This window comes from Caballeronia sp. NK8, from assembly GCF_018408855.1.
Taxonomy (GTDB): domain Bacteria; phylum Pseudomonadota; class Gammaproteobacteria; order Burkholderiales; family Burkholderiaceae; genus Caballeronia.
In genome coordinates, this window is sequence record NZ_AP024323.1 from 999,148 (window position 1) to 1,020,037 (window position 20,890).

25 protein-coding genes are annotated in these 20,890 nt (G+C 63.8%); 13 read left to right on the top strand and 12 right to left on the bottom strand.

What is annotated here, in order from left to right:
• Positions 1–19: 19 nt before the first annotated feature.
• On the top strand, positions 20–1,057 hold the full coding sequence (locus tag NK8_RS19330; protein WP_213229031.1) for a S1C family serine protease: 1,038 nt from the start codon (positions 20–22) through the stop codon (positions 1,055–1,057).
• A 24-nt stretch (positions 1,058–1,081) separates the two neighbouring features.
• Here the strand turns inward: NK8_RS19330 and NK8_RS19335 are convergent, their stop codons facing one another.
• Complete coding sequence (locus tag NK8_RS19335) at positions 1,082–1,399, bottom strand: hypothetical protein (protein ID WP_225936270.1); 318 nt, start codon at positions 1,397–1,399, stop codon at positions 1,082–1,084.
• A 237-nt stretch (positions 1,400–1,636) separates the two neighbouring features.
• Between NK8_RS19335 and NK8_RS19340 the strand changes: the two genes are divergently transcribed.
• Positions 1,637–1,810, top strand: coding sequence for a hypothetical protein (locus tag NK8_RS19340; protein ID WP_213229033.1), 174 nt, complete (start codon positions 1,637–1,639; stop codon positions 1,808–1,810).
• 52 nt (positions 1,811–1,862) lie between these two features.
• On the opposite strand, the gene NK8_RS19345 is transcribed toward NK8_RS19340, so the two are convergent.
• Entirely contained in the window at positions 1,863–2,237 is a 375-nt protein-coding gene (locus NK8_RS19345) for a hypothetical protein (RefSeq protein ID WP_225936271.1), read from the bottom strand.
• Positions 2,238–2,495: 258 nt separating this feature from the next.
• Between NK8_RS19345 and NK8_RS19350 the strand changes: the two genes are divergently transcribed.
• Positions 2,496–2,930, top strand: coding sequence for a hypothetical protein (locus NK8_RS19350; RefSeq protein WP_213229035.1), 435 nt, complete (start codon positions 2,496–2,498; stop codon positions 2,928–2,930).
• A gap of 11 nt (positions 2,931–2,941) precedes the next feature.
• Here NK8_RS19350 and NK8_RS19355 read toward each other — a convergent pair whose 3' ends face one another.
• Together NK8_RS19355 and NK8_RS19360 are read right to left on the bottom strand one after the other, a co-directional pair.
• Positions 2,942–3,145: a hypothetical protein gene (locus tag NK8_RS19355; protein WP_213229037.1), complete on the bottom strand. Its 204-nt coding sequence runs from the start codon at positions 3,143–3,145 to the stop codon at positions 2,942–2,944.
• 304 nt (positions 3,146–3,449) lie between these two features.
• Positions 3,450–3,635: a hypothetical protein gene (locus NK8_RS19360; protein WP_213229039.1), complete on the bottom strand. Its 186-nt coding sequence runs from the start codon at positions 3,633–3,635 to the stop codon at positions 3,450–3,452.
• A gap of 296 nt (positions 3,636–3,931) precedes the next feature.
• Between NK8_RS19360 and NK8_RS19365 the strand changes: the two genes are divergently transcribed.
• Complete coding sequence (locus tag NK8_RS19365) at positions 3,932–4,870, top strand: DMT family transporter (protein ID WP_213229041.1); 939 nt, start codon at positions 3,932–3,934, stop codon at positions 4,868–4,870.
• A 54-nt stretch (positions 4,871–4,924) separates the two neighbouring features.
• On the opposite strand, the gene NK8_RS19370 is transcribed toward NK8_RS19365, so the two are convergent.
• Positions 4,925–5,140 (bottom strand): XRE family transcriptional regulator, encoded by a 216-nt coding sequence (locus NK8_RS19370; protein WP_225936272.1) that lies wholly within the window; start codon positions 5,138–5,140, stop codon positions 4,925–4,927.
• A 638-nt stretch (positions 5,141–5,778) separates the two neighbouring features.
• Here NK8_RS19370 and phaP point away from each other — a divergent pair.
• On the top strand, positions 5,779–6,345 hold the full coding sequence (phaP, locus tag NK8_RS19375) for a TIGR01841 family phasin (protein ID WP_225936273.1): 567 nt from the start codon (positions 5,779–5,781) through the stop codon (positions 6,343–6,345).
• 52 nt (positions 6,346–6,397) lie between these two features.
• On the opposite strand, the gene NK8_RS19380 is transcribed toward phaP, so the two are convergent.
• The 4 genes from NK8_RS19380 to NK8_RS43395 are packed head-to-tail and all read right to left on the bottom strand — an operon-like array spanning position 6,398 to position 8,902.
• Complete coding sequence (locus NK8_RS19380; protein ID WP_162067669.1) at positions 6,398–6,766, bottom strand: DOPA 4,5-dioxygenase family protein; 369 nt, start codon at positions 6,764–6,766, stop codon at positions 6,398–6,400.
• A 53-nt stretch (positions 6,767–6,819) separates the two neighbouring features.
• Positions 6,820–7,182, bottom strand: a complete 363-nt coding sequence (locus NK8_RS19385; RefSeq protein ID WP_225936274.1) for a hypothetical protein — start codon at positions 7,180–7,182, stop codon at positions 6,820–6,822.
• Positions 7,179–8,732 (bottom strand): FAD-binding oxidoreductase, encoded by a 1,554-nt coding sequence (locus NK8_RS19390; protein WP_213230434.1) that lies wholly within the window; start codon positions 8,730–8,732, stop codon positions 7,179–7,181. Before NK8_RS19390 ends, NK8_RS19385 begins: the two co-directional genes overlap by 4 nt.
• A gap of 41 nt (positions 8,733–8,773) precedes the next feature.
• The gene (locus tag NK8_RS43395; RefSeq protein ID WP_286202788.1) at positions 8,774–8,902 is read right to left on the bottom strand and encodes a hypothetical protein; all 129 of its coding nucleotides are present in this window, start codon (positions 8,900–8,902) and stop codon (positions 8,774–8,776) included.
• Positions 8,903–9,056: 154 nt separating this feature from the next.
• Here NK8_RS43395 and NK8_RS19395 point away from each other — a divergent pair, with 154 nt between their 5' ends.
• From NK8_RS19395 to NK8_RS19410, 4 genes are all read left to right on the top strand, one after another.
• Positions 9,057–10,466, top strand: a complete 1,410-nt coding sequence (locus NK8_RS19395) for a PLP-dependent aminotransferase family protein (RefSeq protein WP_213229045.1) — start codon at positions 9,057–9,059, stop codon at positions 10,464–10,466.
• Positions 10,467–10,508: 42 nt separating this feature from the next.
• Positions 10,509–12,824 carry an ATP-dependent DNA helicase gene (locus NK8_RS19400; protein ID WP_213229047.1) on the top strand — a complete coding sequence of 772 codons (2,316 nt, stop codon included), beginning with the start codon at positions 10,509–10,511 and terminating at the stop codon, positions 12,822–12,824.
• Between the two features lie 120 nt (positions 12,825–12,944).
• Positions 12,945–13,439: a hemerythrin domain-containing protein gene (locus tag NK8_RS19405; protein WP_162067672.1), complete on the top strand. Its 495-nt coding sequence runs from the start codon at positions 12,945–12,947 to the stop codon at positions 13,437–13,439.
• Between the two features lie 94 nt (positions 13,440–13,533).
• On the top strand, positions 13,534–14,268 hold the full coding sequence (locus tag NK8_RS19410; RefSeq protein WP_213229049.1) for a 2OG-Fe(II) oxygenase: 735 nt from the start codon (positions 13,534–13,536) through the stop codon (positions 14,266–14,268).
• A gap of 9 nt (positions 14,269–14,277) precedes the next feature.
• Here the strand turns inward: NK8_RS19410 and ribA are convergent, their stop codons facing one another.
• Positions 14,278–14,946 carry a GTP cyclohydrolase II gene (ribA, locus tag NK8_RS19415; protein WP_162067674.1) on the bottom strand — a complete coding sequence of 223 codons (669 nt, stop codon included), beginning with the start codon at positions 14,944–14,946 and terminating at the stop codon, positions 14,278–14,280.
• Positions 14,947–14,985: 39 nt separating this feature from the next.
• Between ribA and NK8_RS19420 the strand changes: the two genes are divergently transcribed.
• From NK8_RS19420 to ahpF, 3 genes are all read left to right on the top strand, one after another.
• Positions 14,986–15,171 carry a hypothetical protein gene (locus NK8_RS19420; protein WP_213229051.1) on the top strand — a complete coding sequence of 62 codons (186 nt, stop codon included), beginning with the start codon at positions 14,986–14,988 and terminating at the stop codon, positions 15,169–15,171.
• A gap of 166 nt (positions 15,172–15,337) precedes the next feature.
• The gene (ahpC, locus tag NK8_RS19425) at positions 15,338–15,901 is read left to right on the top strand and encodes an alkyl hydroperoxide reductase subunit C (protein ID WP_061175309.1); all 564 of its coding nucleotides are present in this window, start codon (positions 15,338–15,340) and stop codon (positions 15,899–15,901) included.
• Positions 15,902–16,043: 142 nt separating this feature from the next.
• A complete protein-coding gene (gene ahpF, locus NK8_RS19430) occupies positions 16,044–17,630 on the top strand; it encodes an alkyl hydroperoxide reductase subunit F (protein WP_213229053.1) in 1,587 nt (528 codons plus the stop codon).
• A 57-nt stretch (positions 17,631–17,687) separates the two neighbouring features.
• On the opposite strand, the gene NK8_RS19435 is transcribed toward ahpF, so the two are convergent.
• Both NK8_RS19435 and NK8_RS19440 read right to left on the bottom strand, forming a co-directional pair.
• Positions 17,688–18,917, bottom strand: a complete 1,230-nt coding sequence (locus NK8_RS19435) for a sensor histidine kinase (protein WP_162067677.1) — start codon at positions 18,915–18,917, stop codon at positions 17,688–17,690.
• A gap of 192 nt (positions 18,918–19,109) precedes the next feature.
• A complete protein-coding gene (locus tag NK8_RS19440) occupies positions 19,110–20,003 on the bottom strand; it encodes a LysR family transcriptional regulator (protein ID WP_213229056.1) in 894 nt (297 codons plus the stop codon).
• Between the two features lie 103 nt (positions 20,004–20,106).
• Here NK8_RS19440 and tam point away from each other — a divergent pair, with 103 nt between their 5' ends.
• Positions 20,107–20,886 (top strand): trans-aconitate 2-methyltransferase, encoded by a 780-nt coding sequence (tam, locus tag NK8_RS19445; protein ID WP_213229058.1) that lies wholly within the window; start codon positions 20,107–20,109, stop codon positions 20,884–20,886.
• The last annotated feature ends 4 nt before the right edge of the window (positions 20,887–20,890 follow it).

Genomic DNA, 20,890 nt, shown 5'->3' on the forward strand with positions numbered 1-20,890 from the left:
ACATCGGGAGTCAAGGAACATGGGAAGCAGGCCTCAATTCATCGACGATCTTGCGCGCGGCGCGCAGGACGCCGCGCCCTCTGCACCGCTCGACCATATCGACGATAGCGCCCTGCTCGACGCGTATTCGCGCACGGTGATCGGCGCGCTCGAGCGCGTGCAGCAGGCAGTCGTGTTCATTTCGGTCGAGCGGCAAGTCGCCGATCAGCGCGGCGCGCGCCGCCAGGTCGGCGGCACGGGCTCGGGATTCATCTTCACGCCCGACGGCTATCTGCTGACCAATAGTCACGTCGTGCATGGCGCGACGCATATCGTCGTCACGCTCGCCGACGGCACGCGCTTCGATGCCGATCTCGTCGGCGACGATCCCGCGAGCGATCTCGCGGTACTGCGCATCGGTTCGCCGGAACCGCTGCCGCATGTGGAACTGGGCCATTCCGGCGGCGTGCGCGTCGGGCAGATCGCGATCGCGGTGGGCAATCCGCTCGGGCTCGCGCAGACCGTCACGACGGGCGTCGTGTCGGCGCTCGGCCGCTCGTTGCGTTCCACGTCGGGCCGCATGATCTACGACGTCATCCAGACCGACGCCGCGCTCAATCCCGGCAACTCCGGCGGACCGCTCATCGATTCGGCGGGACGGGTGATCGGCGTGAACACTGCGATCATCGCCGGCGCGCAGGCGATCTCGTTCGCGACCGCGATCGACACGGCCAAGTGGGTCATCATGCAGATCTTCGCGTACGGGCGGGTGCGGCGCGCGTATATCGGCGTGGCGGGCACGACCACGCCGATTTCGCGGCGCGTGCAGCGCTTCTTCGAACTCGCTTCGGCGAGCGGCGTGCATGTGATGGAGATCGTGAAAGGCAGCCCGGCCGCGCTCGGCGGTTTGCGCACGGGCGATCGCATCGTCGCGGTGGATGGCGTGGGCGTCGATAGTGTCGATGGTTTGCAGCGCACGCTGGACGCGTCGCGCATCGACAGGCCGGTGAAGATCGCGGTGCTGCGCGGCTCGCAGAAGCTCGATATCGAAGTGACGCCGGTCGAGCAAGCCGGTTGACGTTACGGCGGCGCATGCCGGGTTTCAGATGCGCCGCCGTTCACGCCGCTTCGCTTCGTTTTCTACCGCCAGTCTCCTGCGCCGCCCTCCCGCTTGCCCCGTGTCTCGTTCGGGCGCGTCGGCGAAGACGTCTGCAAGACGCTCGCGCAGCGCCGCCGCATCGCGCCGCAGCGGTTCGTTCGTCGATGCGGCCATCAGTACATCGATGCGCTTTTGCCAGTATTCCGGCCGCATGACGGCGTGCCGCAGCGGGTCGCCGCGCCCCGTCATCGCGCGCTCCAGCTCCGCGATCATTCGCCCGATGTGCGCGAGTTCCTCTTGCGCATGTAGATCGGCGCTCACAGGCTTCTCCTCCCTTGCCCGCGTCTCGCTTCCAGCGCGGGTTCCTGCAGTGCTAAACGGCCGGGACGTAAGGTTTATTCCAGGTGCGTAAGCAATCCCCATGGCTATGTGCGCTAACAGCCGGTTCCGTATGCGCGGCTACGGCTTAATGTGACAGCAGCAGGCAGCGTTCGCGCGCACGGGTCGCCCGGTCGAACGATCATGCCCTGCCGGGGAAGGTCCTAAAAAAGGATTGCCATGACCACGCACAAGAAAAACCAGACGGCGCCGCGCCGCGAAGGGTTCCGCTGCACCGGCGCGCAACTGGACGCCATTTGGCGCTTCGCCGAAGAGCGCAAGCTGGAGCATCAGCCGGTGCATATCGTGGTGGCCGAATACTGGCGCTGTCACGCGCACGCGAAAGCGGCCTGATCGTTCGTTCTTCTTTCGATTGCAGCGCGTCGCCCATGCGGGCGGACGGGCGCTATTGCCCCGACAGTGCGCGCTGCTTGAGCACCCAGATCGCGGTCGGCACCGCGTAATAGCTGCTGACGTTGCCCGTGACGAGCTTGCCCGTCAGCTGGATGCGCGCGTTGTCCGCCGGCGTTGCGTCGATGATCTGCACCGCCGATACCGTCGACTGTTGCCGCCCGCCTTGTCCCGTGCTCGCGCTCGTGACGCAGATCGGGCTCGTCAGCGTGAGTACCCACGCCGGCTTCGCGGACGCGTCCGCTTCACGCGCGCCCTGGCGGGTGGCCGTGCCTTCGAGCGTGACGACATCGCCGTCGCTGTAGCACGGCGCCGCCGCCGCGGAGCCTGCCATCAGCACGAGCATCCAAGCACAGGCTTTCGCAATCATTCGAACCTCGCGAAGAGCGCGTCGCGTGACGCGCGGTTCCGGGACAAGAAGCTCAGTTACTTTAGGTGATAGCCGTTGGGGTCGCAACCTGCTACGGATTCGTCATCGACATCCTTCCTTTCGAAACCATCATGCGGGAACGGCCGTTGCTGATGTTCTTCTGACGAAATGAACAACACGGAGCGCGGATCAGACATGCGCATAAACACATCCGTTGCTTGGTGCGCTCGACGAAGCGGACCGACAGAGGGGGCGACGATGAATCAGGTCATAGTTGGGGTGTTCGGTTCCTATCGGGATGGACACGACGCGCTTCGCGCATTGCAGCTCGCGGGCTTGCGACGCGACGATGCACATCTTTACCGCGCGGGACAAGGAGACGTCGACATCGATGCGCTTCTGCCGCCCGCACACGACGAGGACGATGCCGAATACGTCGCGCATGGCGAGCATCAGGGCGTGATCGGCGCGCGCAACCGATTCGTGCCGCATGAGCCATTGCCGCCGCGTTCGCCCACGCCGCACGTCTCCGATGACGCGACGCCGCAGCGAACCTTGCTCGTCATCCGTATCTCCGACGAGATCAAGCCTGGCGCCATCGGCGAGGTGCTGCACGAGCATGGCGCGATCGCGGTGAAGGACGCGAGCGGGCACTGGCGCTTCTCGCCGTTCAGAAATCCGGCACGCGTCTGAGCGAACGACGCTCAATGCATGCCCGGATGCGGCTTGCGCACTGCGAGATGCCCTTCGGACTCGGCACGCTCGTCCTCTTCCGCGTCGTCCTGCGATGCCTCATTGGCGAGATCGCGCGCTTCTTGCGCGGCTGCGGCCGCGCGCAAGCGCCGGCAATGCGCGGCATGACGAAACGTGGCGAGCATACGCACGACTTCGCGGGTTCTCGTTCTCATCGTTGCCTCCCTCGAAGCAGTTGAGAAACTACTTTAAGTGTAGGCGGCAAATACTCGGGCGCAAGGCGTTTGAGCGAAATAATGAGCCTGGATACTTTCCCGTCGGCGCAGGCTGACGCCGCATGAAAAAACCGGGCGGCTGCTTGCGCAGACGCCCGGCTTTTGTACTGCATCACTTCTACTACAACTACTCACTTTCACGCGGTTATTACTACTGCACTGCTGTTGCAACTACTCACTTCCAAGTCACTGCGTTACCGCTATTGCTACTGCTACTGCTTCGCTACTAGTTACTGCCACTGCTTTACTTCCACTGCTCCAACATCGCGACGGCATCGGCCGGCGAACGATTCTGCTCGTAATCGACCGCAAACATCGTGCTGCTATCTGAATACATGTCGAATGCGGCGCGGCCGGTATTCATCGACATGAACGCGATCAGGCTCATCGACATGACCGCGGCGGCGAGGATGATGCGCTTCTTGTTCATGATTGCTGTTCGTGCTGTGTCGTTCGGCGTTGATGAAATATTAGAGAGCCACGCATAGGAAAGCTCTAATCCGCGTCTTAAATTGCCGCGACAAGAATTAGGACCGAAAAGCACGAACGGTTGATGATCCCCATTACCGCATCACGCGTTTGTTCGAACCGTCTAGTACATTTACCGCGTCGTGACCCACACACAACACGCATGAAAAGAACTTTACTGTCGCCTTGCCAGTAGCCTGCGATGCCGGGAGAATTGAAGCAACGGCCTAAAAGCCGTCCTTCACAAACGAGAGTTCGATGGCAACCTTAGAGGGCAAGGCGCGATACCGGATTGATACCGATAACACCGGCGCCGGTATCGCCATCATGATCCTGACGACGGCACTCTTCGCTGCCAGCGATTCCACCGTCAAGCTGATCGGCACCGCGGTCCCTCTGCTTGCGCTCCTCTGGGTGCGCTATCTCTTCCAGATGATCGTGCTGGGCGTCTGGCAAGTCCGGCGCGGCGCGTTCGGGCTGTTTCGCACGGGCGCGATCAAGCTCCAGGTCGTGCGCGCGGTGCTCCTCCTCACCAATTCCGCCTGCACGTTCGCGGGCCTGCGGCATCTGCCGCTGCCGGTCACGACATCGCTCGCGATGCTCGCGCCGCTCATCTCCACGCTGCTCGCCGCGCTCGTGCTGAAAGACGAAGTGCCGCGCAGCAAATGGGCGATGGTCGTGCTCGGCTTCATCGGCATGTTGCTCGTCGTGCGGCCGGGCGGCAGTCAGTTCAGCTGGACCGTGATCTTTCCGATCGGCGCGGCGACGACCTTCGCGTGCTTTCAGGTCTTGTCGAGTCACCTTTCGCGTGTCGACGACGCGATCACCACCAACTTTCTCACGGCGCTCGTCGCGACGGTCGTGCTGTGCGTGCTCGTCTGGATGGATCAGGCCGAGACCTTGCCGGCGCTCGCGCAAGTGCGCGTGGGAAGCTGGCTGCTCGTCGTCTTCATGGCGACGATGGCAACCGGCGGGCAACTGCTGATGTTGCAGGCGCTGCGCCGCGCGCCGCTGTCCCTGCTGACGCCCTTTTCCTACGGTCAGCTCGCATTCGCCGCGTTCTTCAGCTGGCTGCTGTTCGGCCAGGTGCCCGACATGTGGATGGCAATCGGCATGTGCGTGATCGCGGCGAGCGGCATTGGCACCGTGCTGATGCATGGACGCAAGCCGGCGCCGTCCGTACCGACGGAAATCTGACGTTCAGGGAAGCACGACAGACGGCGCGCGCCACGCGCGCCGCCGCGAACGCGTTCAGTTGGCGTGATGGGCGTGCTGCGCCTGGCCCGTGCAGAGCCAGTGCGGATCGATATCCAGCGCTTTCCCGATGCGGCTGAATGCGGCAAACGGCGGAACCGTGATGCCGCGCCGCCAGAATTGCACGTCGTGCTCGCTTACGTCGAGCCAGCCAGCGGCTTTTGCGGAACTGATGTTGGCTTTCTGCAGGGCTCGGTCGAGCCGCGCGGCCATGGCGCGCCGCAAGGTGTTGTCTTCGTGACTACGCTCAAGGTGGCCCAGGGTTTGGGAATGTCGCCCCATTTTCTCTAATTCTCTCGATTTATATCTATATGCCGTTCAGCGCCGGCTCATTCGCGCGAGGTGAAGCGTACGCATTTACGATGACGAGGCAGTGACAGGAACAACTCCTCACGCCTGCTCTGGAAATGCCGATCGACCCGCGCGTTGCAGTGCGAGATTGTTTCAACTGGCACATCAATGCGTCAAGTGGGTAAACAACGCATTCGAACGCTTTTGGCTTAGGTGTTTACGAGCAGAATGCCGCCACGCTTGACGGACAGGCAGCTATGCGACCGCAGGTTCACCGTCCGGTCGGACGGGATTCTTTCGAATTTCGGAATATTTCCAGAAAATGAAATGATCGTTCGGATTATGTGATGTGTGATCAAAGTATACAGTCCTCATAAGCCTGCTTATTAATTGACTATTAGCTATTATTTTTGATCAGATAGCAGCCTGGTTTAAAGTCAAGCGGGGAAAACGTAATTGACACTTCATCCACTTGGCTTAGAATAAGGCATTCGCTGCACTGCACAATTCAGCGTTACCTCATTGCGCTATCTATTCGCAACTTCCCTATGGAGTCGAGCATGAGCAGTCTTGCGCCGGAAAACGTAATCGCGTCACAAAAGGCCGGAGTCGACACGACCTTCGGTCTCGCCTCCCGAGCCGTGGAGGGTTTCGAGAAACTGGTCGATTTGAACGTGCGTACGGTCAGAACGACGCTCGACGAACATCAGGCGCTCATCGCCCGGTCGCTGTCCGTGCGCGATCCGCAGGAATTCTTCGCGTTTCAGAACCAGCATCTGCAAGACAGCGCGAAGCGCGTGCAGGCGTACTGGCTGGGCGTCTATGAGATCGCGGCGGGCGTGCGCGGCGGTTATCTCGAAGCGGCGCAGGATCAGATCGAGAAGTCGCAGCGCAATGTTCAGGCGTTCGTCCAGAGCCTCGCGAGCAACGCGCCCGTCGGCAGCGAAGCCGTGGTGACGGCGTGGAAGACCGCGATCGACGCCGCGACCGAATCGGCGAATTCGGCTTATGAAGCCGCCAAGCGAGCCGCGCAGCAAGTGGTCGAGGCCGCGCAGAACGACGCTAGCGTAGCGAGTCAGACGGCCGTGCGCGCCGTGTCGCCGAAAACGGCCAGCGCGAAGAAGTAATCTCGCGAGCAGTCAAGAAAAGGCGGACGCGGTCCGCCTTTTTCTTTTTGCATCAGCCACCCAGACTCGTCAGCACGAGTTCGTGCGAACGGCCGATCCACACGGCCGAATCGCGATGATCGACGAGCGCATCGCCGGTATTCGGATGCATGAAGACGTCGAGCGCGCCGTGATTGAGCGTGAGCCACGCGAGCATCGGCGCGAGCAGGTCGCCGCCGAATCCCAACTGGAACGACCACATCGGATGCGGTCCGACCGGGCGTTCGTGAAAACGGCCGAGGCGCAACGCGCCGCTTTGCAGTTCGTCCGCGAAACGCGCTTCAATAACGAGCCGCAATTGCCACGCGGCGTCGCGGCTCACGGCATCGAAATAAACGTGCGCGTGCCAGTCGGCGATCGTGCGGGTGTGCGTGGCTTCCATCGTTTCTTCCGTGCGCGGCAATATCGAGATGCGTTCATTCTAGCGAAGCGCTTTCAGCCGTGTTCGAGCGTCCATAGCAGCGCGCCGTCGTCCCATGCGCGATGATGCTGCGCGCGCATACCGATCTCCGCGCCCAGTTGCGCGAAAACGAAGGCATCCGCGAAGCGCGTGATTCCGCCAATTCCGTCGGAACGCGCAACCGCTTCCTTCGACAATCGCTCGAACCAGAGCCAGCCCGCATCGCCGGAAAGCGCGGCGATGCGCGTGGCCCGACGCAAAACGGCGCCACTTTGCCGCAAGTCCTGATCGACGACCCAGATGCGCGTCGAGGCCCGCATGACGATGCCGGACGACCTCGACGGCCATCCCGCTGCGCCCATCGCGATGAGGAACTCACGCCGCGTCGTGCTCATCATCCGTCCCGCGCAAAAGGCTTCGACGGCCAGATGCCCTGTTTGCCCGGCGACAGAATGCCGTTCGGATCGAGCGCGCGCTTGATCGTTTCCGATAGCCGCATCGAAGCGTGATCGTTGAAATCGTATTGCGCGGCGGCGAGATCCATATACGCGAGATGCGTCCGATATTGCCCGTAGCCCGCCGCGCCCGCATCGCGGATCAGCGTTTCGATCAGCGCGCCCGCCGCGCGCGACTGTTTCGGATCGTCGCGATCGAAAATCGCCGCGAAGATGTGATGCATCGCGCGTTCGCCCACCGTGAAACCGCCGTAATAGTCGAAGCCGGATTGCTCGGCACGCTCGCGGACCATACGCACCTGTTTGACGGCATCGCGTCCGATCGGCGGGCAGACCGGCGAGAAATCGATATGCGCGCCCGAGCCGCCACGCCAGTTCAGCAGGCTGAATGCTTCGAGACCGGGAATGCCCACTTGCGCGCGATCGCCGCCGCCCTCGGGTTCCATGACGCCCTCGCGATACGGCATCTCGAAGAGCGTCGCGCCCGCGATCGGCTTGAAGCGTGCGTGCACGATATCGCGCCGCGCCTTCACGAGCGACTCCGGCCCGTACAGGCAGAAGCGCAGATTCCAGCGCCCGATGCCGATCCTGCGCGCCATCGCGTCGATGGCGTCGTCGGGCATGGCGCCGTCGCCGTCGTACCACTGTTTGCGCGTCGACACGCCCGCCGCCCAGCGCACCGCGCTTTCGATGACCGCGTTGCTCTGGATCGTGCCGTCGCGACGAAGCGGGCGCAGCGTATCGACGATGGCCTCCAGATCGTCCTCGCGCGCGAACGCGTAGCGGCAGATCATGTAGCCCTCGGGCGCCGGCATGAGCCAGAGACCCAGTTTCGTGACCACGCCGAAGTTCGACTGCATGAACATGCCGTCATATGACGGCCCGAAGCCGCTTTTGAACACCTGCCAGTCGCGGCTCGACGACATCGCGCCCATGCCGGTGCGTACCACCTCGCCGTTCGCGAGCACGACTTCCATGCCGCACTGATTGGCCGCGTGGTCGCCGTAAGGCGTCGTGCCGTAGCCGCGTTCGAGCGTGTTGCCGATCACGCTGCCCCAGCCGGCCGCGGGCGGATCGAGCCAGAAACGCCGTGGCGTGCCGAGCGCGCGATGCACATCGTAGTACGTCACGCCCGGCTCGACGAGCGCATGACCCAACGTCTCGTCGATCTCGATGATGCGGTTCATCCGCCGCAGATCGAGCACGACGCAACCGCGCATGCGCGGGGCCGCGCCGCCGTATGCGAAGTTGCGTCCCGTCGAGACGGTCCAGAGCGGCACGCGATACCGGTTCGCCACCGCCAACGCCGCGCGCACGCCGTCGACATCGTTCGGCAGCACGACGGCGGACGGCGCATGCGCCGACGCATCGCCGGGCGCGAACGGATCGAGATACGGCTCGAGTTGCGAAGCGGTATCGTTCGGCAGCACCGCATCGCCGCCGAGCGCCGCCGCGAAAGCCGCGAGCGCCGCGCGAAACTGCGCCGCCGACATGCCCGGCGGCAACGGCGCGGCGTCGGGACCGGCAGACGCGCTCAATATCCGCCGCTGCTGCCGCTGCTGGACGTCGTGCCGGATGACGTCGAACCGCCATCGGTCTGACATCCCGCGAGCAGGCCGGCGAGGAGCGCGAGCACGACTGTTGCGATTCTGGCGAGTTTCATGAAACGACCTCCGAAAGGTTTGAAAACCAGGCGCGGCGATTAAACCGCTTGTCCATTAAACGCGCGGCGGTACGTCGATATTCCTTCGCGAAACCGTGTGAGACAATTTCGCGCCGCGCAAAGCCTGCGCGCGAACTCTTACTCACGTCACGCGATGAAGCGCTATCAAGCCCTTGCCGACACGATGGCCGCCGAGATCCGCGCGGGCCGGCTGGCCGTCGGCACGCGCCTGCCTTCGGTGCGGCATCTGACGACGCAATACGGCGTCGGACAATCGACGGTCTTTCGGGCGTATTACCTGCTCGAAGAGTGGGGGCTGATTCGCGCGCGCGAGCGCTCCGGCTATTACGTCGCGCCGGGCGCGACGCTGCCGCCGCAAGCGCCGCCGCCCGCCCCGCTCACGGAGCCCGCGCCCATCGACGTGAGCAGTCTCGTCTTCTCCGTGCTCGATGCCGTCAAGCGTCCGGACATCGTGCCGCTGGGTTCGGCGTTTCCATCGCCTGCGCTCTTTCCGTTGCCGCGTCTCGCGAAGTCGCTCGCGCACGCGGCCCGCATGCTCGATCCGTGGAGCACCGTCGTCGACATGCCGCCGGGCAACGAGCAACTGCGGCGGCAGATCGCGCTGCGTTACATCGGCATGGGCATCGCGCAGCCGGTGGACGAACTCATCGTCACGAACGGCGCGATGGAAGCGCTCACGCTCTGTCTGATGGCGGTGACGAAGCCCGGCGATGTCGTCGCGATCGAATCGCCGTGCTTCTATGCGGCGTTGCAGGCGGTCGAGCATCTGGGGCTGCGCGCGGTCGAGATTCCCGTCGATCCGCGTGATGGTCTCGATCTCGACGTGCTCGCCGAGGCGCTCGACAAGCATCCGGTGCGCGCGTGCTGGTTCATGACGAACTTCCAGAATCCGACCGGCGTGACGCTGTCCGTCGAGAAAAAGCGCGCGCTGGTCGCGTTGCTGGCGAAGCACGAGGTTCCGCTCATCGAGGACGACGTCTACGGCGAACTGCATTTCGCGCAGGATCGCCCACCACCCGCGAAAGCCTTCGATACCCAAGGGCTCGTGATGCATTGCGCATCGCTGTCGAAGACGCTCGCGCCGGGTTATCGGCTCGGCTGGGTCGCGGCGGGCCGCCACGCCAGCGCGATCCGCCGTCTCAAGCTGATGACGAGCATCTCGACCAGCATTCCGATTCAGGCGGGCATCGCGGACTATCTTCAGCACGGCGGCTTCGACAAGCATCTGCGCAAGCTGCGCGGCGCCCTGCTCGCGCAACGCGACGCGATGGAGCACGCCATCGCGCGCTGGCTGGCGACGGACGTCGCGTGCGTGCGGCCCGACGGCGGCTATTTCATGTGGCTGCAACTGGCCGGACACGTCGACGCGATGCAGTTGCATCGGCGCGCGCTCGAACACGGCATCAACGTGACGCCGGGGCCGATCTTCTCCGCCCGCCACGCTTACGGGAATCACGTGCGCATCAACTTCGGCCATCCGTGGTCGCCGCAGATCGAAAGCGCGATGAAAACGCTCGGCACGCTGTTGCGCGCGGCATCCTGAAACACGCTTTGGCGGCGATAAGCGCATGCTAGACTGCTGTACATGCATACAGTACCCGAGCCCGCCTACACGGTCGCCGTGCGCGCGCTGTGCGAGTTCACGGCGAAGCAGGGCGATCTCGATCTGCGCTTCACGCCGACGCCGAGCGCGCAGGAAGGCGTCGCGGGCCACGTGACCGTCACGGGCCGGCGGCCGGCCGGCTACCAGAAGGAAATCTCGCTGTCGGAAACCTGGGGGCCGCTGTGCGTGCGTGGCCGCGCCGACGGCTACGATCCCGCGCTCAACCGGCTCGAAGAGATCAAGACGCATCGCGGCAGGCTCGAATCGATGCCGCAGAATCATCGGCATCTGCATTGGGCGCAGGCGCGCGTCTACGGGCATCTGATGTGCCGCAAGCTCGGGCTCGACGCCATCGAGATCGCGCTCGTCTATTTCGATATCGTCGATCAGAGCGAGAGCGTGCTCGTCGAGACGCAGACGGCCAGCGCGCTCGCCGCGCATTTCGAGGCGCAGTGCGAACGCTTCATCGCGTGGGCGCGGCAGGAACTCGCGCACGCCGCCGCGCGCGACGCCGCACTCTCCGCGCTCGCGTTTCCGCACGCGGATTTCCGGCCCGGCCAGCGCGCGCTCGCGGAAGCGGTGTATCGCTCGGCGGTGTCGGGGCGCTGTCTTGCCGTGCAGGCGCCGACTGGCATCGGCAAGACGGTCGGCACGCTCTTTCCGCTTCTCAAGGCGTGGCCGGGCCAGCGACTCGACAAGATCTTCTTTCTCACGGCGAAAAGCGCGGGACGCCAGTTGGCGCTCGATGCGCTGACGACGCTCGCCGCGACGCTCTTGCGCGTCGTCGAACTCGTCGCGCGCGACAAGGCTTGTGAATATCCGGATCGCGCGTGTCACGGCGAATCGTGTCCGCTCGCGCGCGGCTTCTACGATCGCCTCGCCGATGCGCGCGCCGCCGCGCTCGACTGCGCGCAGCTCGATCGCGCGTCGATTGCCGAGGTCGCGCGGCGGCATGAAGTCTGTCCGTACTATCTGAGCCAGGAACTGTCGCGCTGGGGCGATGTGATCGTCGGCGATTACAACTACTACTTCGATACCAGCGCGATGCTGTTCGCGCTCGCGGAGGCGAATCGCTGGCGCGTGGCGGTGCTCGTCGACGAAGCTCACAATCTCGTCGAACGCGCGCGCGGCATGTATTCCGCGACGCTCGATCAGGCCGCCTTCAACGCGATGCGCCGTGGCGCGCCGCCGTTGCTGAAAAAGGCGCTCAGCCGTGTCGCGCGAAGCTGGAACGAGACGGCGAGCGACCAGCACGCCGCCGGCGTCGAATACGCGGCGCATCCGGAATCGCCCGCGCGGTTTCTGAACGCGCTCGGGCAAGCCGTCTCGCTGATGACCGAGACGCTCGGCGAGCTACCCGACGTTTTTACGCCCGACACCCTGCGCTTCTATTTCGATGCGCTGCATTTCACGCGCATCGCGGAGCGTTTCGGGACGCACTCGATCTTCGACATCACGCTCGCGGCTTCGGCCACGAAAAAGCCCAACGCCGTGCTGTGCCTGCGCAACGTGATTCCCGCGCCGCATCTCGCGCCGCGTTTCGCGCGCGCGCACTGCGTCGCACTCTTTTCCGCGACGCTCACGCCCGCGCATTTCTACGCCGACACGCTCGGGCTGCCGCAGTCGAGCGTGCGTATCGATGTCGAATCGCCCTTCTCCGCCGATCAACTCGACGTGCGCGCGATCGCCGATCTCTCCACGCGCTATCGCGACCGCGAGCGCTCGGTGGATCGCATCGCGGATCTCATCGCCGCGCAGTATTTCCGCGCCGAAGGCAACTATCTGAGCTTCTTCAGCAGCTTCGACTATCTCGCGCAAGTGGCGGCGGCGCTCGCGGCGCGGCATCCGTCGATTCCATGCTGGCAGCAGTCCCGCGCGATGAGCGAGGCGGCGCAACGCGAATTTCTCGCGCGCTTCGTGCCAGACGGACGCGGCGTCGGCTTCGCGGTGCTGGGCGGCGCGTTCGGCGAAGCGATCGACTTGCCGGGCACGCGGCTCATCGGCGCGTTCGTCGCGACGCTCGGCCTGCCGCAGTTGAACCCCGTCAACCAGCAGATGAAGGCGCGCATGCACGAAGCGTTCGGCGAAGGCTACGCGTACACGTATCTCTTTCCCGGCTTGCAGAAAGTCGTGCAGGCGGCCGGTCGCGTGATTCGCGGGCCGCTCGATCGCGGCGTGCTGTTTCTGATCGACGACCGCTTCGCGCGCGCCGAGGTGCGGCGTCTGCTGCCCGCGTGGTGGCGGGTGAAGGTGCTGCGGCAACGTGACCTGAACGTTTCGGCGGATTCGACCATTTAGACCGGCGCGACGACGCCGTTAACTGGTCAAATCGCGGGCATTTGTCTTGCTGCGCTTTGGCGCCTGAGGACGCGCAGATGTCGCTTAACGGGCCGCCAGAGCCCTCTATTGGAGAACCCCATGTCTATCGCTCAAACCCCGCGACCCATTGATGCGCTCGACATGCTCGAAGCCGATCACCGTGCGATCGAACAATTGTTCGATGCCTTCGAACGCGCCGACGCCAACGATTTCGAGCGCAGGAACGCGCTCGCGCAGCGCGCGTGCGAGTTGCTGACGATTCACACGATCGTCGAGGAAGAATTGCTGTATGCCGATGCCCAGCATGCGCTCGCCGCGCACGAACGCATCGATGTGGATGAGGCCTATGTCGAGCATTTTCTCGTCAAGACGCTGATCGAACGGCTCACGAACCTGAAAGCGGGCGAAGACGGCTTCGACGCGACCTTCAAGGTGCTCAAGGAAAACACGACCCATCACATCGAGGAAGAAGAATCCACGCTCTTTCCGGAAGTGCGCAGAGCGAAGATGGAACTCGTCGCGCTCGGCGCGAAGATGGCCGCGCGCAAGGCCGCGCTGCAGGAGCGCATCGCGGAGACCGCGATGGCGCATTGACCGCCGGCGCGAATTGCACAGCAAGACCCGGAGTGCGTGAACCGGGCGCCCGGCGCACACTGCGGGCACGCTCACGCACATCCGGAGAAACGACATGAAGGTGCTCGAACGCGCAACGGCGGCGAATATGGAAGCACGCATCGACGCGCTCGACTGGGCCGATCTCGAAGCCCAACTGGATGGCTACGGCTGCGCCACGACGCCCGCGCTCCTCACGCCCGAAGAATGCCAGGCGCTTGCCGCCCAGTACGATCGCGACGGGATTTTTCGCAGCCGCGTCGTGATGGAGCGCCACGGCTTCGGGCGCGGCGAATACAAGTACTTCGCGTATCCCCTGCCCGACACGCTCGAGCGCGTGCGGCGCGCGGTCTATCCGCATCTCGCGCCGGTCGCCAATCGCTGGAATGAGGTGATGCGTATCGAGACGCGCTATCCGCGTGAGCACGCGGCGTTCATCGAGCGCTGTCATCGCGCGGGGCAGACGCGGCCGACGCCCTTGTTGCTACGTTACGTGCCCGGCGATTTCAACTGCCTGCATCAGGATCTCTACGGCGAACACGTATTCCCGATTCAGATGGCGATCCTGCTTTCCGCGCCCGGCCGCGATTTCACCGGCGGCGAATTCGTGATGACCGAGCAGCGTCCGCGCATGCAGTCGCGCGCGGAAGTCGTGCCGCTGTCACAGGGCGATGCGGTGTTCTTCGCCGTGCATCATCGGCCGGTGCAGGGCACGCGCGGGCCGTATCGCGTGAACATGAAGCACGGCGTGAGCCGCCTGCGCTCGGGGCGGCGGCACATGCTGGGGGTGATCTTTCACGACGCGCGGTGAGCGCGGGTCTTATTCGTTCTCGTCGAAGTAATGCCCGAAGCGCGCCTGCTTCGTCTTGATGTAACGCTCGTTTTCCTCGCGCATCGGAATGGCGAGCGCGACACGTTCGCACACGGGAATATCGTGCTTGAGCAGCGTGTCGAATTTCGACGGATTGTTGCTCATCAGACGCACCGACTTCACGTTCATCGAGCGCAGGATCGCGGCGGCGGAGTCGTATTCGCGCGCGTCGTCGGGCAGGCCGAGATGCAGGTTCGCATCGACGGTATCGAGTCCCTGTTCCTGCAGCGCATACGCCCGGATCTTGTTGGCAAGGCCGATGCCGCGCCCTTCATGCCCGCGCAGATACAGCAGAATGCCGCGATCCTCCGCGGCGATATAGCGCAGCGCCAGATCGAGCTGCTCGCCGCAATCGCAGCGGTAGGAGCCGAAGACATCGCCCGTCACGCATTCGGAATGCAGGCGCGTCAGCACCGAGTCGCCGTTGCTCACGTCGCCCATCACGAAAGCGATGTGCTCGACGTCCGTGTGCTTCACGCGATAAACGTAGGAATCGAAGGTGCCGTAGCGGGTCGGAATCGTGGCGGTCGCGACGAGTTCGACATCCGCGCACTCATCGCATTCGCCGAAGCGGTGTTGCGGGTTCTGCACGTCCTGCGGGGGAGAAGCGGTTTTCATAGATCAATCTGCGAGTCCACGACGGCGGACGATGACTCGATGAATCACGCCCATCGCGCCAGCCCGGTCCGTCATGTTAAGGCTCATCGGGAAAGTTTGCAGATTGTCGCACGGCGCGCGCCGCTTCTCGCGCTTTCCCGTACGGACGTTCCGCTTATCGAATCCGTCAACCCCGACTCCGGAAATTCCGAATTTCATGCCATCGCCGTTGAAATGAAGATGTAAGACACCATGTCTTTCAGAGCAGCGTGTGGATGCGGGAAAACGAGAAAATATCGGGCCGATAGGCCATCGCTATCTCGACAATAAAATCAATCCACTTCGCAAGTGTGATAGCTTTCCTGTATAGTTCACGTACTTCTTCAACACCACTCCAAAGAGGAATCTGGTAATGCCCATCATCAACAGTCAAGTCAAGCCGTTCAAAGCAACCGCCTACCACAATGGCGACTTCCAGACCGTCACCGATGAAAGCCTGAAGGGCAAGTGGTCGGTGTTCGTGTTCTACCCGGCCGACTTCACGTTCGTGTGCCCGACCGAATTGGGCGACCTGGCTGACCGTTACGACGAATTCAAGAAGCTGGGCGTGGAAATCTACTCGGTGTCGACCGACACGCACTTCACGCACAAGGCATGGCACGACACGTCGGACACGATCCAGAAGATCAAGTACCCGATGATCGCCGACCCGACGCTCGCAATCTCGCGCGCTTTCGACGTGCTGATCGAGGAAGAAGGCCTGGCGCTGCGCGGCACGTTCGTGATCAATCCGGAAGGCCAGATCAAGCTGTGCGAAATCCACGACAACGGCATCGGCCGTGACGCCGGCGAACTGCTCCGCAAGGTTCAGGCAGCGCAATACATCGCCAAGCACCCGGGTCAAGTGTGCCCCGCCAAGTGGACGCCGGGCGCTGAAACGCTGACCCCGTCGCTCGACCTGATCGGCAAGATCTAAGCCTCGTCACGAGCGCTGCATCGAACCTGCCGCGATTCAGCGGCGGGTTCACCCCAAAAGACGCCTTCGTCCGGCGCTGCGAGCTTCGCAGCGCCGCGGTGAAGCGCGTCTGCACTACCCAAGTCAAGGAACGGACATCGCCATGCTCGACGCCAATCTCAAGAACCAGTTAAAAGCGTATTTGGAAAAAGTCACCCGGCCGATCGAACTCGTCGCCTTCCTCGACGACGGCGACAAGTCGCGCGAGCTGAAAAGCCTGCTCGACGAGATCGCCTCGCTGTCGCACCAGATCAGCGTCGTCGAGAAAGAGGACGCCAGCGTGCGTCGTCCGTCCTTCACCATCGGCGAGGCGGGCAAGACCGCGGGCATCCAGTTCGCCGGCATTCCGATGGGCCATGAATTCACGTCGCTCGTGCTTGCGCTGTTGCAGACGGGCGGCCATCCGATCAAGCTCGACGACGCCACCATCGAGCAGATCCGCAACCTCGACGGCGACTTCGCATTCGAGACGTATTTCTCGCTGTCGTGCCAGAACTGCCCGGAAGTGGTGCAGGCGCTGAACGTGATGGCGATCATCAATCCGCGCATCAGACACGTCGCGATCGACGGCGCGTTGTTCCAGAAGGAAGTGGAAGACCGTCAGGTGATGTCCGTGCCGATGATGTTCATCAACGGCGAGAGCTTCGGCTCGGGTCGCATGGGCGTAAAGGAAATTCTGGCGAAACTGGACACGGGCGCATCGGCGCGCGCCGCGAAGGAACTGGAAAACAAGCCGGTGTTCGACACGCTGATCGTCGGCGGCGGTCCGGCTGGCGCGGCTGCGGCGATCTATTCGGCGCGCAAGGGCATCGCGACGGGCGTCGTCGCCGAGCGCTTCGGCGGCCAGGTGCTCGACACGATGGCGATTGAAAACTTCGTCTCCGTGCAGGAAACCGAGGGACCGAAGTTCGCGACGGCGCTGGAACAGCACGTGAAAAGCTATGAAGTCGACGTGATGGACGTGCAGCGCGCCGAGAAGCTCGTGCCGGGCCGCATCAACGAGATTCATCTGGCGAGCGGCGCGGTGCTGAAGGCGAAGACCGTGATTCTGTCGACCGGCGCGCGCTGGCGCGAAATCAACGTGCCGGGCGAGCGCGAGTATCGCGGCCGCGGCGTGGCGTACTGCCCTCACTGCGACGGCCCGCTCTTCAAGGGCAAGCGCGTCGCGGTGATCGGCGGCGGCAATTCGGGCGTGGAAGCGGCGATCGATCTCGCGGGCCTCGTCTCGGCGGTGACGCTGATCGAATTCGGCAACGAACTGCGCGCCGACGCGGTGCTGCAGAAGAAGCTGCGCAGCCTCGCGAACGTGACGATCGTCACCGAGGCGCAGACGACCGAAGTCACCGGCGATGGCAAGAAGGTCAACGGCATCACGTACACGGACCGCGCGACGGGCGCGAGTCATCATGTCGAACTGGAAGGCGTGTTCGTGCAGATCGGTCTCGTGCCGAACACCGAATGGCTGAAGGGCACGGTGGAATTGTCGAAGCACGGCGAGATCGTGGTCGACGCGCGCGGCGCGACGTCCTTGCCGGGCGTGTTCGCGGCGGGCGACGTGACGACGGTGCCCTACAAGCAGATCGTGATCGCGGTCGGCGAAGGCGCGAAGGCATCGCTCTCGGCGTTCGATCATCTGATCCGGGCGTCGGTGGAAGACGAAGCAGTGGTCGAAGAAGAAGCGACGGCCTGAGCGTAGCTCGGGTGTCGTAGTGACCGGAAGGCGGACGGGGCGACCCGTTCGCCTTTTTTACTGGCCTTGCGCCGCCTTCGGTTCCAGCACCATCGGGAACGTCACTTCGAACACGCTGCCGTGCCCTTTCGACGACTGGAACCGTAAGTCCCCTTCCAGCGTGCGAGACAATTCCTTGACGATGGCGAGCCCGAGCCCCACGCCGGGGATGTCGTCATCGGCGGCGCGCTCGAACTCCTCGAACACGCGTTCCTGATCCGCCGCGCCGATGCCCACGCCCGTATCGGCGACGCGTAATTTCCAGCACGCGTCGGGCGCGGCGGTAATGGCGAGGACGATCTCGCCCGAGGTCGTGTACTTGATCGCGTTCGACAGCAGATTCAGCGCCACCTGCTTCACTTTCAGCCGGCTCGACGTCACCGCGCCGAGCGCCGGATCGAAATGCCCGACGAGCTTCAATCCCTTCGCCTCGGTCGAGATGCGGCACGCCTGCATCAGTTCGTCGAAGAGTCCGACGAGATCGAATGGCTCGACGACCAGCAGTGAATCGTCGCCGAGCACTTTCGAGTATTCGACCATTTCATCGACGAGCGTCGCCATGTCGGCGACTTGCCGGTTCGCGAGACCGAGCGCCGTGTCGCGCTTCGCGGGCGAGCGCGTGGCGAGTTGCAGCGCCGTCGAGAATACATTGAGGAAATTGCGCAGATCGTGGGCGACGCGCCGCGTGATCTGCATGCGCGTTTCGTAAAGATCGCTGATGAGCTTCTGGCGCAGCGTCAGCTCGTAGTTCGCGCGCTCCAGCATGCCGGTGTATTCGTCGATCTTGCGATCGCGCTCGCCGATCGCCTCGCGGATCGATGCGAGGGTTACGAAGCTCACCACTTCGTCGGTCATGAGGCGGGCGTGCTCCTCGTCGGCGCGCGAAAAATCCTCGTGCGTGCTCGCGTACTCGCCGATTGCGAGCAGCAGCACCTGACGGAACAGATCGAGCTCGCGCACCAGTTCGTCGACACGATAGCCCTGCTGCCAGCGCCATTGCCCGTGCTGACGCGCGTCGCGCTCGATCGCGCCTTCCTGATCGCGCAGATTGCGCGATTCCAGCACGATGCAGATCTCTTCGAAAATGCTCGGCAGATGATCCGCGAGCTGTCGATAGGTGAGTTGATCGGAATGTTCGACTTCCTGATCGCCGAACACGAGCTTCATCCATCGCTCGGTGAGCGCGGGTTGTTGCTCGCGCAGCGCGGCCACGAGACCCTTCAAGCCGCCGACTGACGTGTCGCTCATCTACGAAGTCCCGATTTGCTGAACGCGCCGGACCGCGGCGCGTGTGGTGACGGTGATATGCAGTCGAAAGCATTGCCCCGGTGGCCGGAGCCGCCCGCGATCGCTCCGCCAGTATAGGCGCGATGCTCGCATCAAAGTGCCATACCCGAGTTTTCCCTTGGACCTTTCCGCGACCTGGATTCAGTACTTCCTTCAGATGCCATCGGACGGTTTCATCAGCATGGCGTAGAGCGCCTGCGCCGCCGGCGACAGCGACGCCGTCTTGCGCGTCACGAGCACGAGCGAGCGCGTGACCGTCGGCTCGACGAGATCGATCGCCCGCACGGTCGGATAAGCGTCCTTCTGAATCGCGAGCGCCGGCACGACCGCCGCGCCGACGCGCTGCGCCACGAGCCCGAGCGCGGTCGAACTGCGCTGGACTTCGTAGAACGAATGCAAGCGGATGCCGCTGCCCTCCAGCGCGGCATCGATCAGGGCGCGGTTGCCGCTCACGTCGCCCGCGAGAATCAGCGCATGCTCCGACAGCGCGCGCCACGCGATCCGTCTGCGTTTCGCGAGCGGATGATCGCGATGGCAGACGAGCACGTAGCTGTCGTCGACGAGCGGCTCGGTGTGCAGTTCCGGATGATGCTCGCCGGCGATCTTGATGCCGAATTCCACCTCCCGATGCAGCACCGCCTGCGCGACCGCCGACGACGCGTGATCGAGAATCCGGATGCGGTTATGCGGATAGCGCGCCGAGTACGCCCGCAAGACGCGCGGCAGATATTGCACGCCGACGGTCGGCACGCACGCGATCGAGACGTCGCCGCGCTGCGCCATGCCGGTCTCGCGAATCTCGACCAGCGCGGCGGACAGTTCCGCCAGTAGACGCCGCGCTTGCGGCAGGAACGTGCGCCCGGTTTCGGTCAGATTCATCGATCGCGTGGTGCGCTCGATCAGCGGCACGCCGAGGAACTCCTCGAGCTTCTGCAGGCGCTGGGTGATCGCGGTCTGCGTGATGTTGAGGCGCTCGGCCGCGCCCCGGAAACTGCCCTGATCGGAGATGGCGACGAAAGCCTGCACACCCAGCGTGTCGATTTTCATAAGAAAAACCAAATAATCCGCAGCATAAATTCATTTTACGCTGAGCACGCGCGGGTCCAGAATCGCGGCTGTCCCCAACACGAACCATCGGCTGGAGTCCGACATGACGACACAATCGACCGACTGGCAAGCCCGCCAGTACACGCTGTTCGAAGCGCAGCGTACGCGGCCCGTGCGCGATCTGCTGAACGCGGCGCAGGCCGCGACCGCGCGCACCGCGATCGACCTCGGCTGCGGCCCCGCCAATTCAACCGAAACGCTGCTCGACTTTGCACCGCACGCGCGCGTCATCGGGGTCGACAATTCCGCCGACATGATCGATGCGGCAAGAAAACGCCTGCCGGACGTCGATTTCGAACTCGCCGACATTTCCGCGTGGGCGGGCGAAGGCCCGTTCGATCTGATCCTCGCGAACGCGTCGCTACAGTGGGTGCCCGATCACGAGACGCTGTTGCCGTCGCTGGTTCGCAAGCTCTCGCAAGGCGGACGGCTCGCCGTGCAGATGCCGGACAATCTCGACGAACCCGCGCATCGGCTGATGCGCGAAATCGCCGCCGACGGCCCGTGGCGCGACAAGCTGAAGGGCGTGGAGCGCACGGCGCGTTATCGCGCAGAGGCGTATTACGCGCTGCTTGCGCCGCTGTGCGCGAGCGTCGATGTGTGGCGCACGACGTACCATCATCCGCTCGAGGGCGGCGTCGATGCGATCATCGAATGGTTCAAGGGCAGCGGGCTGCGGCCGTTCCTCGCGCCGCTCGACGCCGATGAAAAGACCGCGTATCTCGAACGCTATCGCGACGGGCTGAAAGCCGCCTACACGGTTTTCGACGACGGCACCGCGCTGTTGCCCTTCCCGCGCATCTTCATCGTCGCGACGCGCTGAACGT

Excerpts from the sequence above, each read along its gene's own strand:
- NK8_RS19365 (WP_213229041.1), top strand. The coding sequence starts at position 3,932 with ATGGCAACCTTAGAGGGCAAGGCGCGATACCGGATTGATACCGATAAC.
- NK8_RS19410 (WP_213229049.1), top strand. The coding sequence starts at position 13,534 with ATGAAGGTGCTCGAACGCGCAACGGCGGCGAATATGGAAGCACGCATC.
- NK8_RS19380 (WP_162067669.1), bottom strand. The coding sequence starts at position 6,766 with ATGGAAGCCACGCACACCCGCACGATCGCCGACTGGCACGCGCACGTT.
- NK8_RS19395 (WP_213229045.1), top strand. The coding sequence starts at position 9,057 with ATGAAGCGCTATCAAGCCCTTGCCGACACGATGGCCGCCGAGATCCGC.
- NK8_RS43395 (WP_286202788.1), bottom strand. The coding sequence starts at position 8,902 with ATGAAACTCGCCAGAATCGCAACAGTCGTGCTCGCGCTCCTCGCCGGC.
- NK8_RS19440 (WP_213229056.1), bottom strand. The coding sequence starts at position 20,003 with ATGAAAATCGACACGCTGGGTGTGCAGGCTTTCGTCGCCATCTCCGAT.
- NK8_RS19345 (WP_225936271.1), bottom strand. The coding sequence starts at position 2,237 with ATGATTGCGAAAGCCTGTGCTTGGATGCTCGTGCTGATGGCAGGCTCC.
- ahpF (WP_213229053.1), top strand. The coding sequence starts at position 16,044 with ATGCTCGACGCCAATCTCAAGAACCAGTTAAAAGCGTATTTGGAAAAA.
- NK8_RS19370 (WP_225936272.1), bottom strand. The coding sequence starts at position 5,140 with ATGGCCGCGCGGCTCGACCGAGCCCTGCAGAAAGCCAACATCAGTTCC.
- tam (WP_213229058.1), top strand. The coding sequence starts at position 20,107 with ATGACGACACAATCGACCGACTGGCAAGCCCGCCAGTACACGCTGTTC.
- NK8_RS19350 (WP_213229035.1), top strand. The coding sequence starts at position 2,496 with ATGAATCAGGTCATAGTTGGGGTGTTCGGTTCCTATCGGGATGGACAC.
- NK8_RS19330 (WP_213229031.1), top strand. The coding sequence starts at position 20 with ATGGGAAGCAGGCCTCAATTCATCGACGATCTTGCGCGCGGCGCGCAG.
- NK8_RS19400 (WP_213229047.1), top strand. The coding sequence starts at position 10,509 with ATGCATACAGTACCCGAGCCCGCCTACACGGTCGCCGTGCGCGCGCTG.
- NK8_RS19360 (WP_213229039.1), bottom strand. The coding sequence starts at position 3,635 with ATGAACAAGAAGCGCATCATCCTCGCCGCCGCGGTCATGTCGATGAGC.
- NK8_RS19390 (WP_213230434.1), bottom strand. The coding sequence starts at position 8,732 with ATGTCGGCGGCGCAGTTTCGCGCGGCGCTCGCGGCTTTCGCGGCGGCG.
- NK8_RS19340 (WP_213229033.1), top strand. The coding sequence starts at position 1,637 with ATGACCACGCACAAGAAAAACCAGACGGCGCCGCGCCGCGAAGGGTTC.
- NK8_RS19435 (WP_162067677.1), bottom strand. The coding sequence starts at position 18,917 with ATGAGCGACACGTCAGTCGGCGGCTTGAAGGGTCTCGTGGCCGCGCTG.
- NK8_RS19405 (WP_162067672.1), top strand. The coding sequence starts at position 12,945 with ATGTCTATCGCTCAAACCCCGCGACCCATTGATGCGCTCGACATGCTC.
- NK8_RS19355 (WP_213229037.1), bottom strand. The coding sequence starts at position 3,145 with ATGAGAACGAGAACCCGCGAAGTCGTGCGTATGCTCGCCACGTTTCGT.
- ahpC (WP_061175309.1), top strand. The coding sequence starts at position 15,338 with ATGCCCATCATCAACAGTCAAGTCAAGCCGTTCAAAGCAACCGCCTAC.
- NK8_RS19385 (WP_225936274.1), bottom strand. The coding sequence starts at position 7,182 with ATGATGAGCACGACGCGGCGTGAGTTCCTCATCGCGATGGGCGCAGCG.
- NK8_RS19420 (WP_213229051.1), top strand. The coding sequence starts at position 14,986 with ATGAATCACGCCCATCGCGCCAGCCCGGTCCGTCATGTTAAGGCTCAT.
- ribA (WP_162067674.1), bottom strand. The coding sequence starts at position 14,946 with ATGAAAACCGCTTCTCCCCCGCAGGACGTGCAGAACCCGCAACACCGC.
- phaP (WP_225936273.1), top strand. The coding sequence starts at position 5,779 with ATGAGCAGTCTTGCGCCGGAAAACGTAATCGCGTCACAAAAGGCCGGA.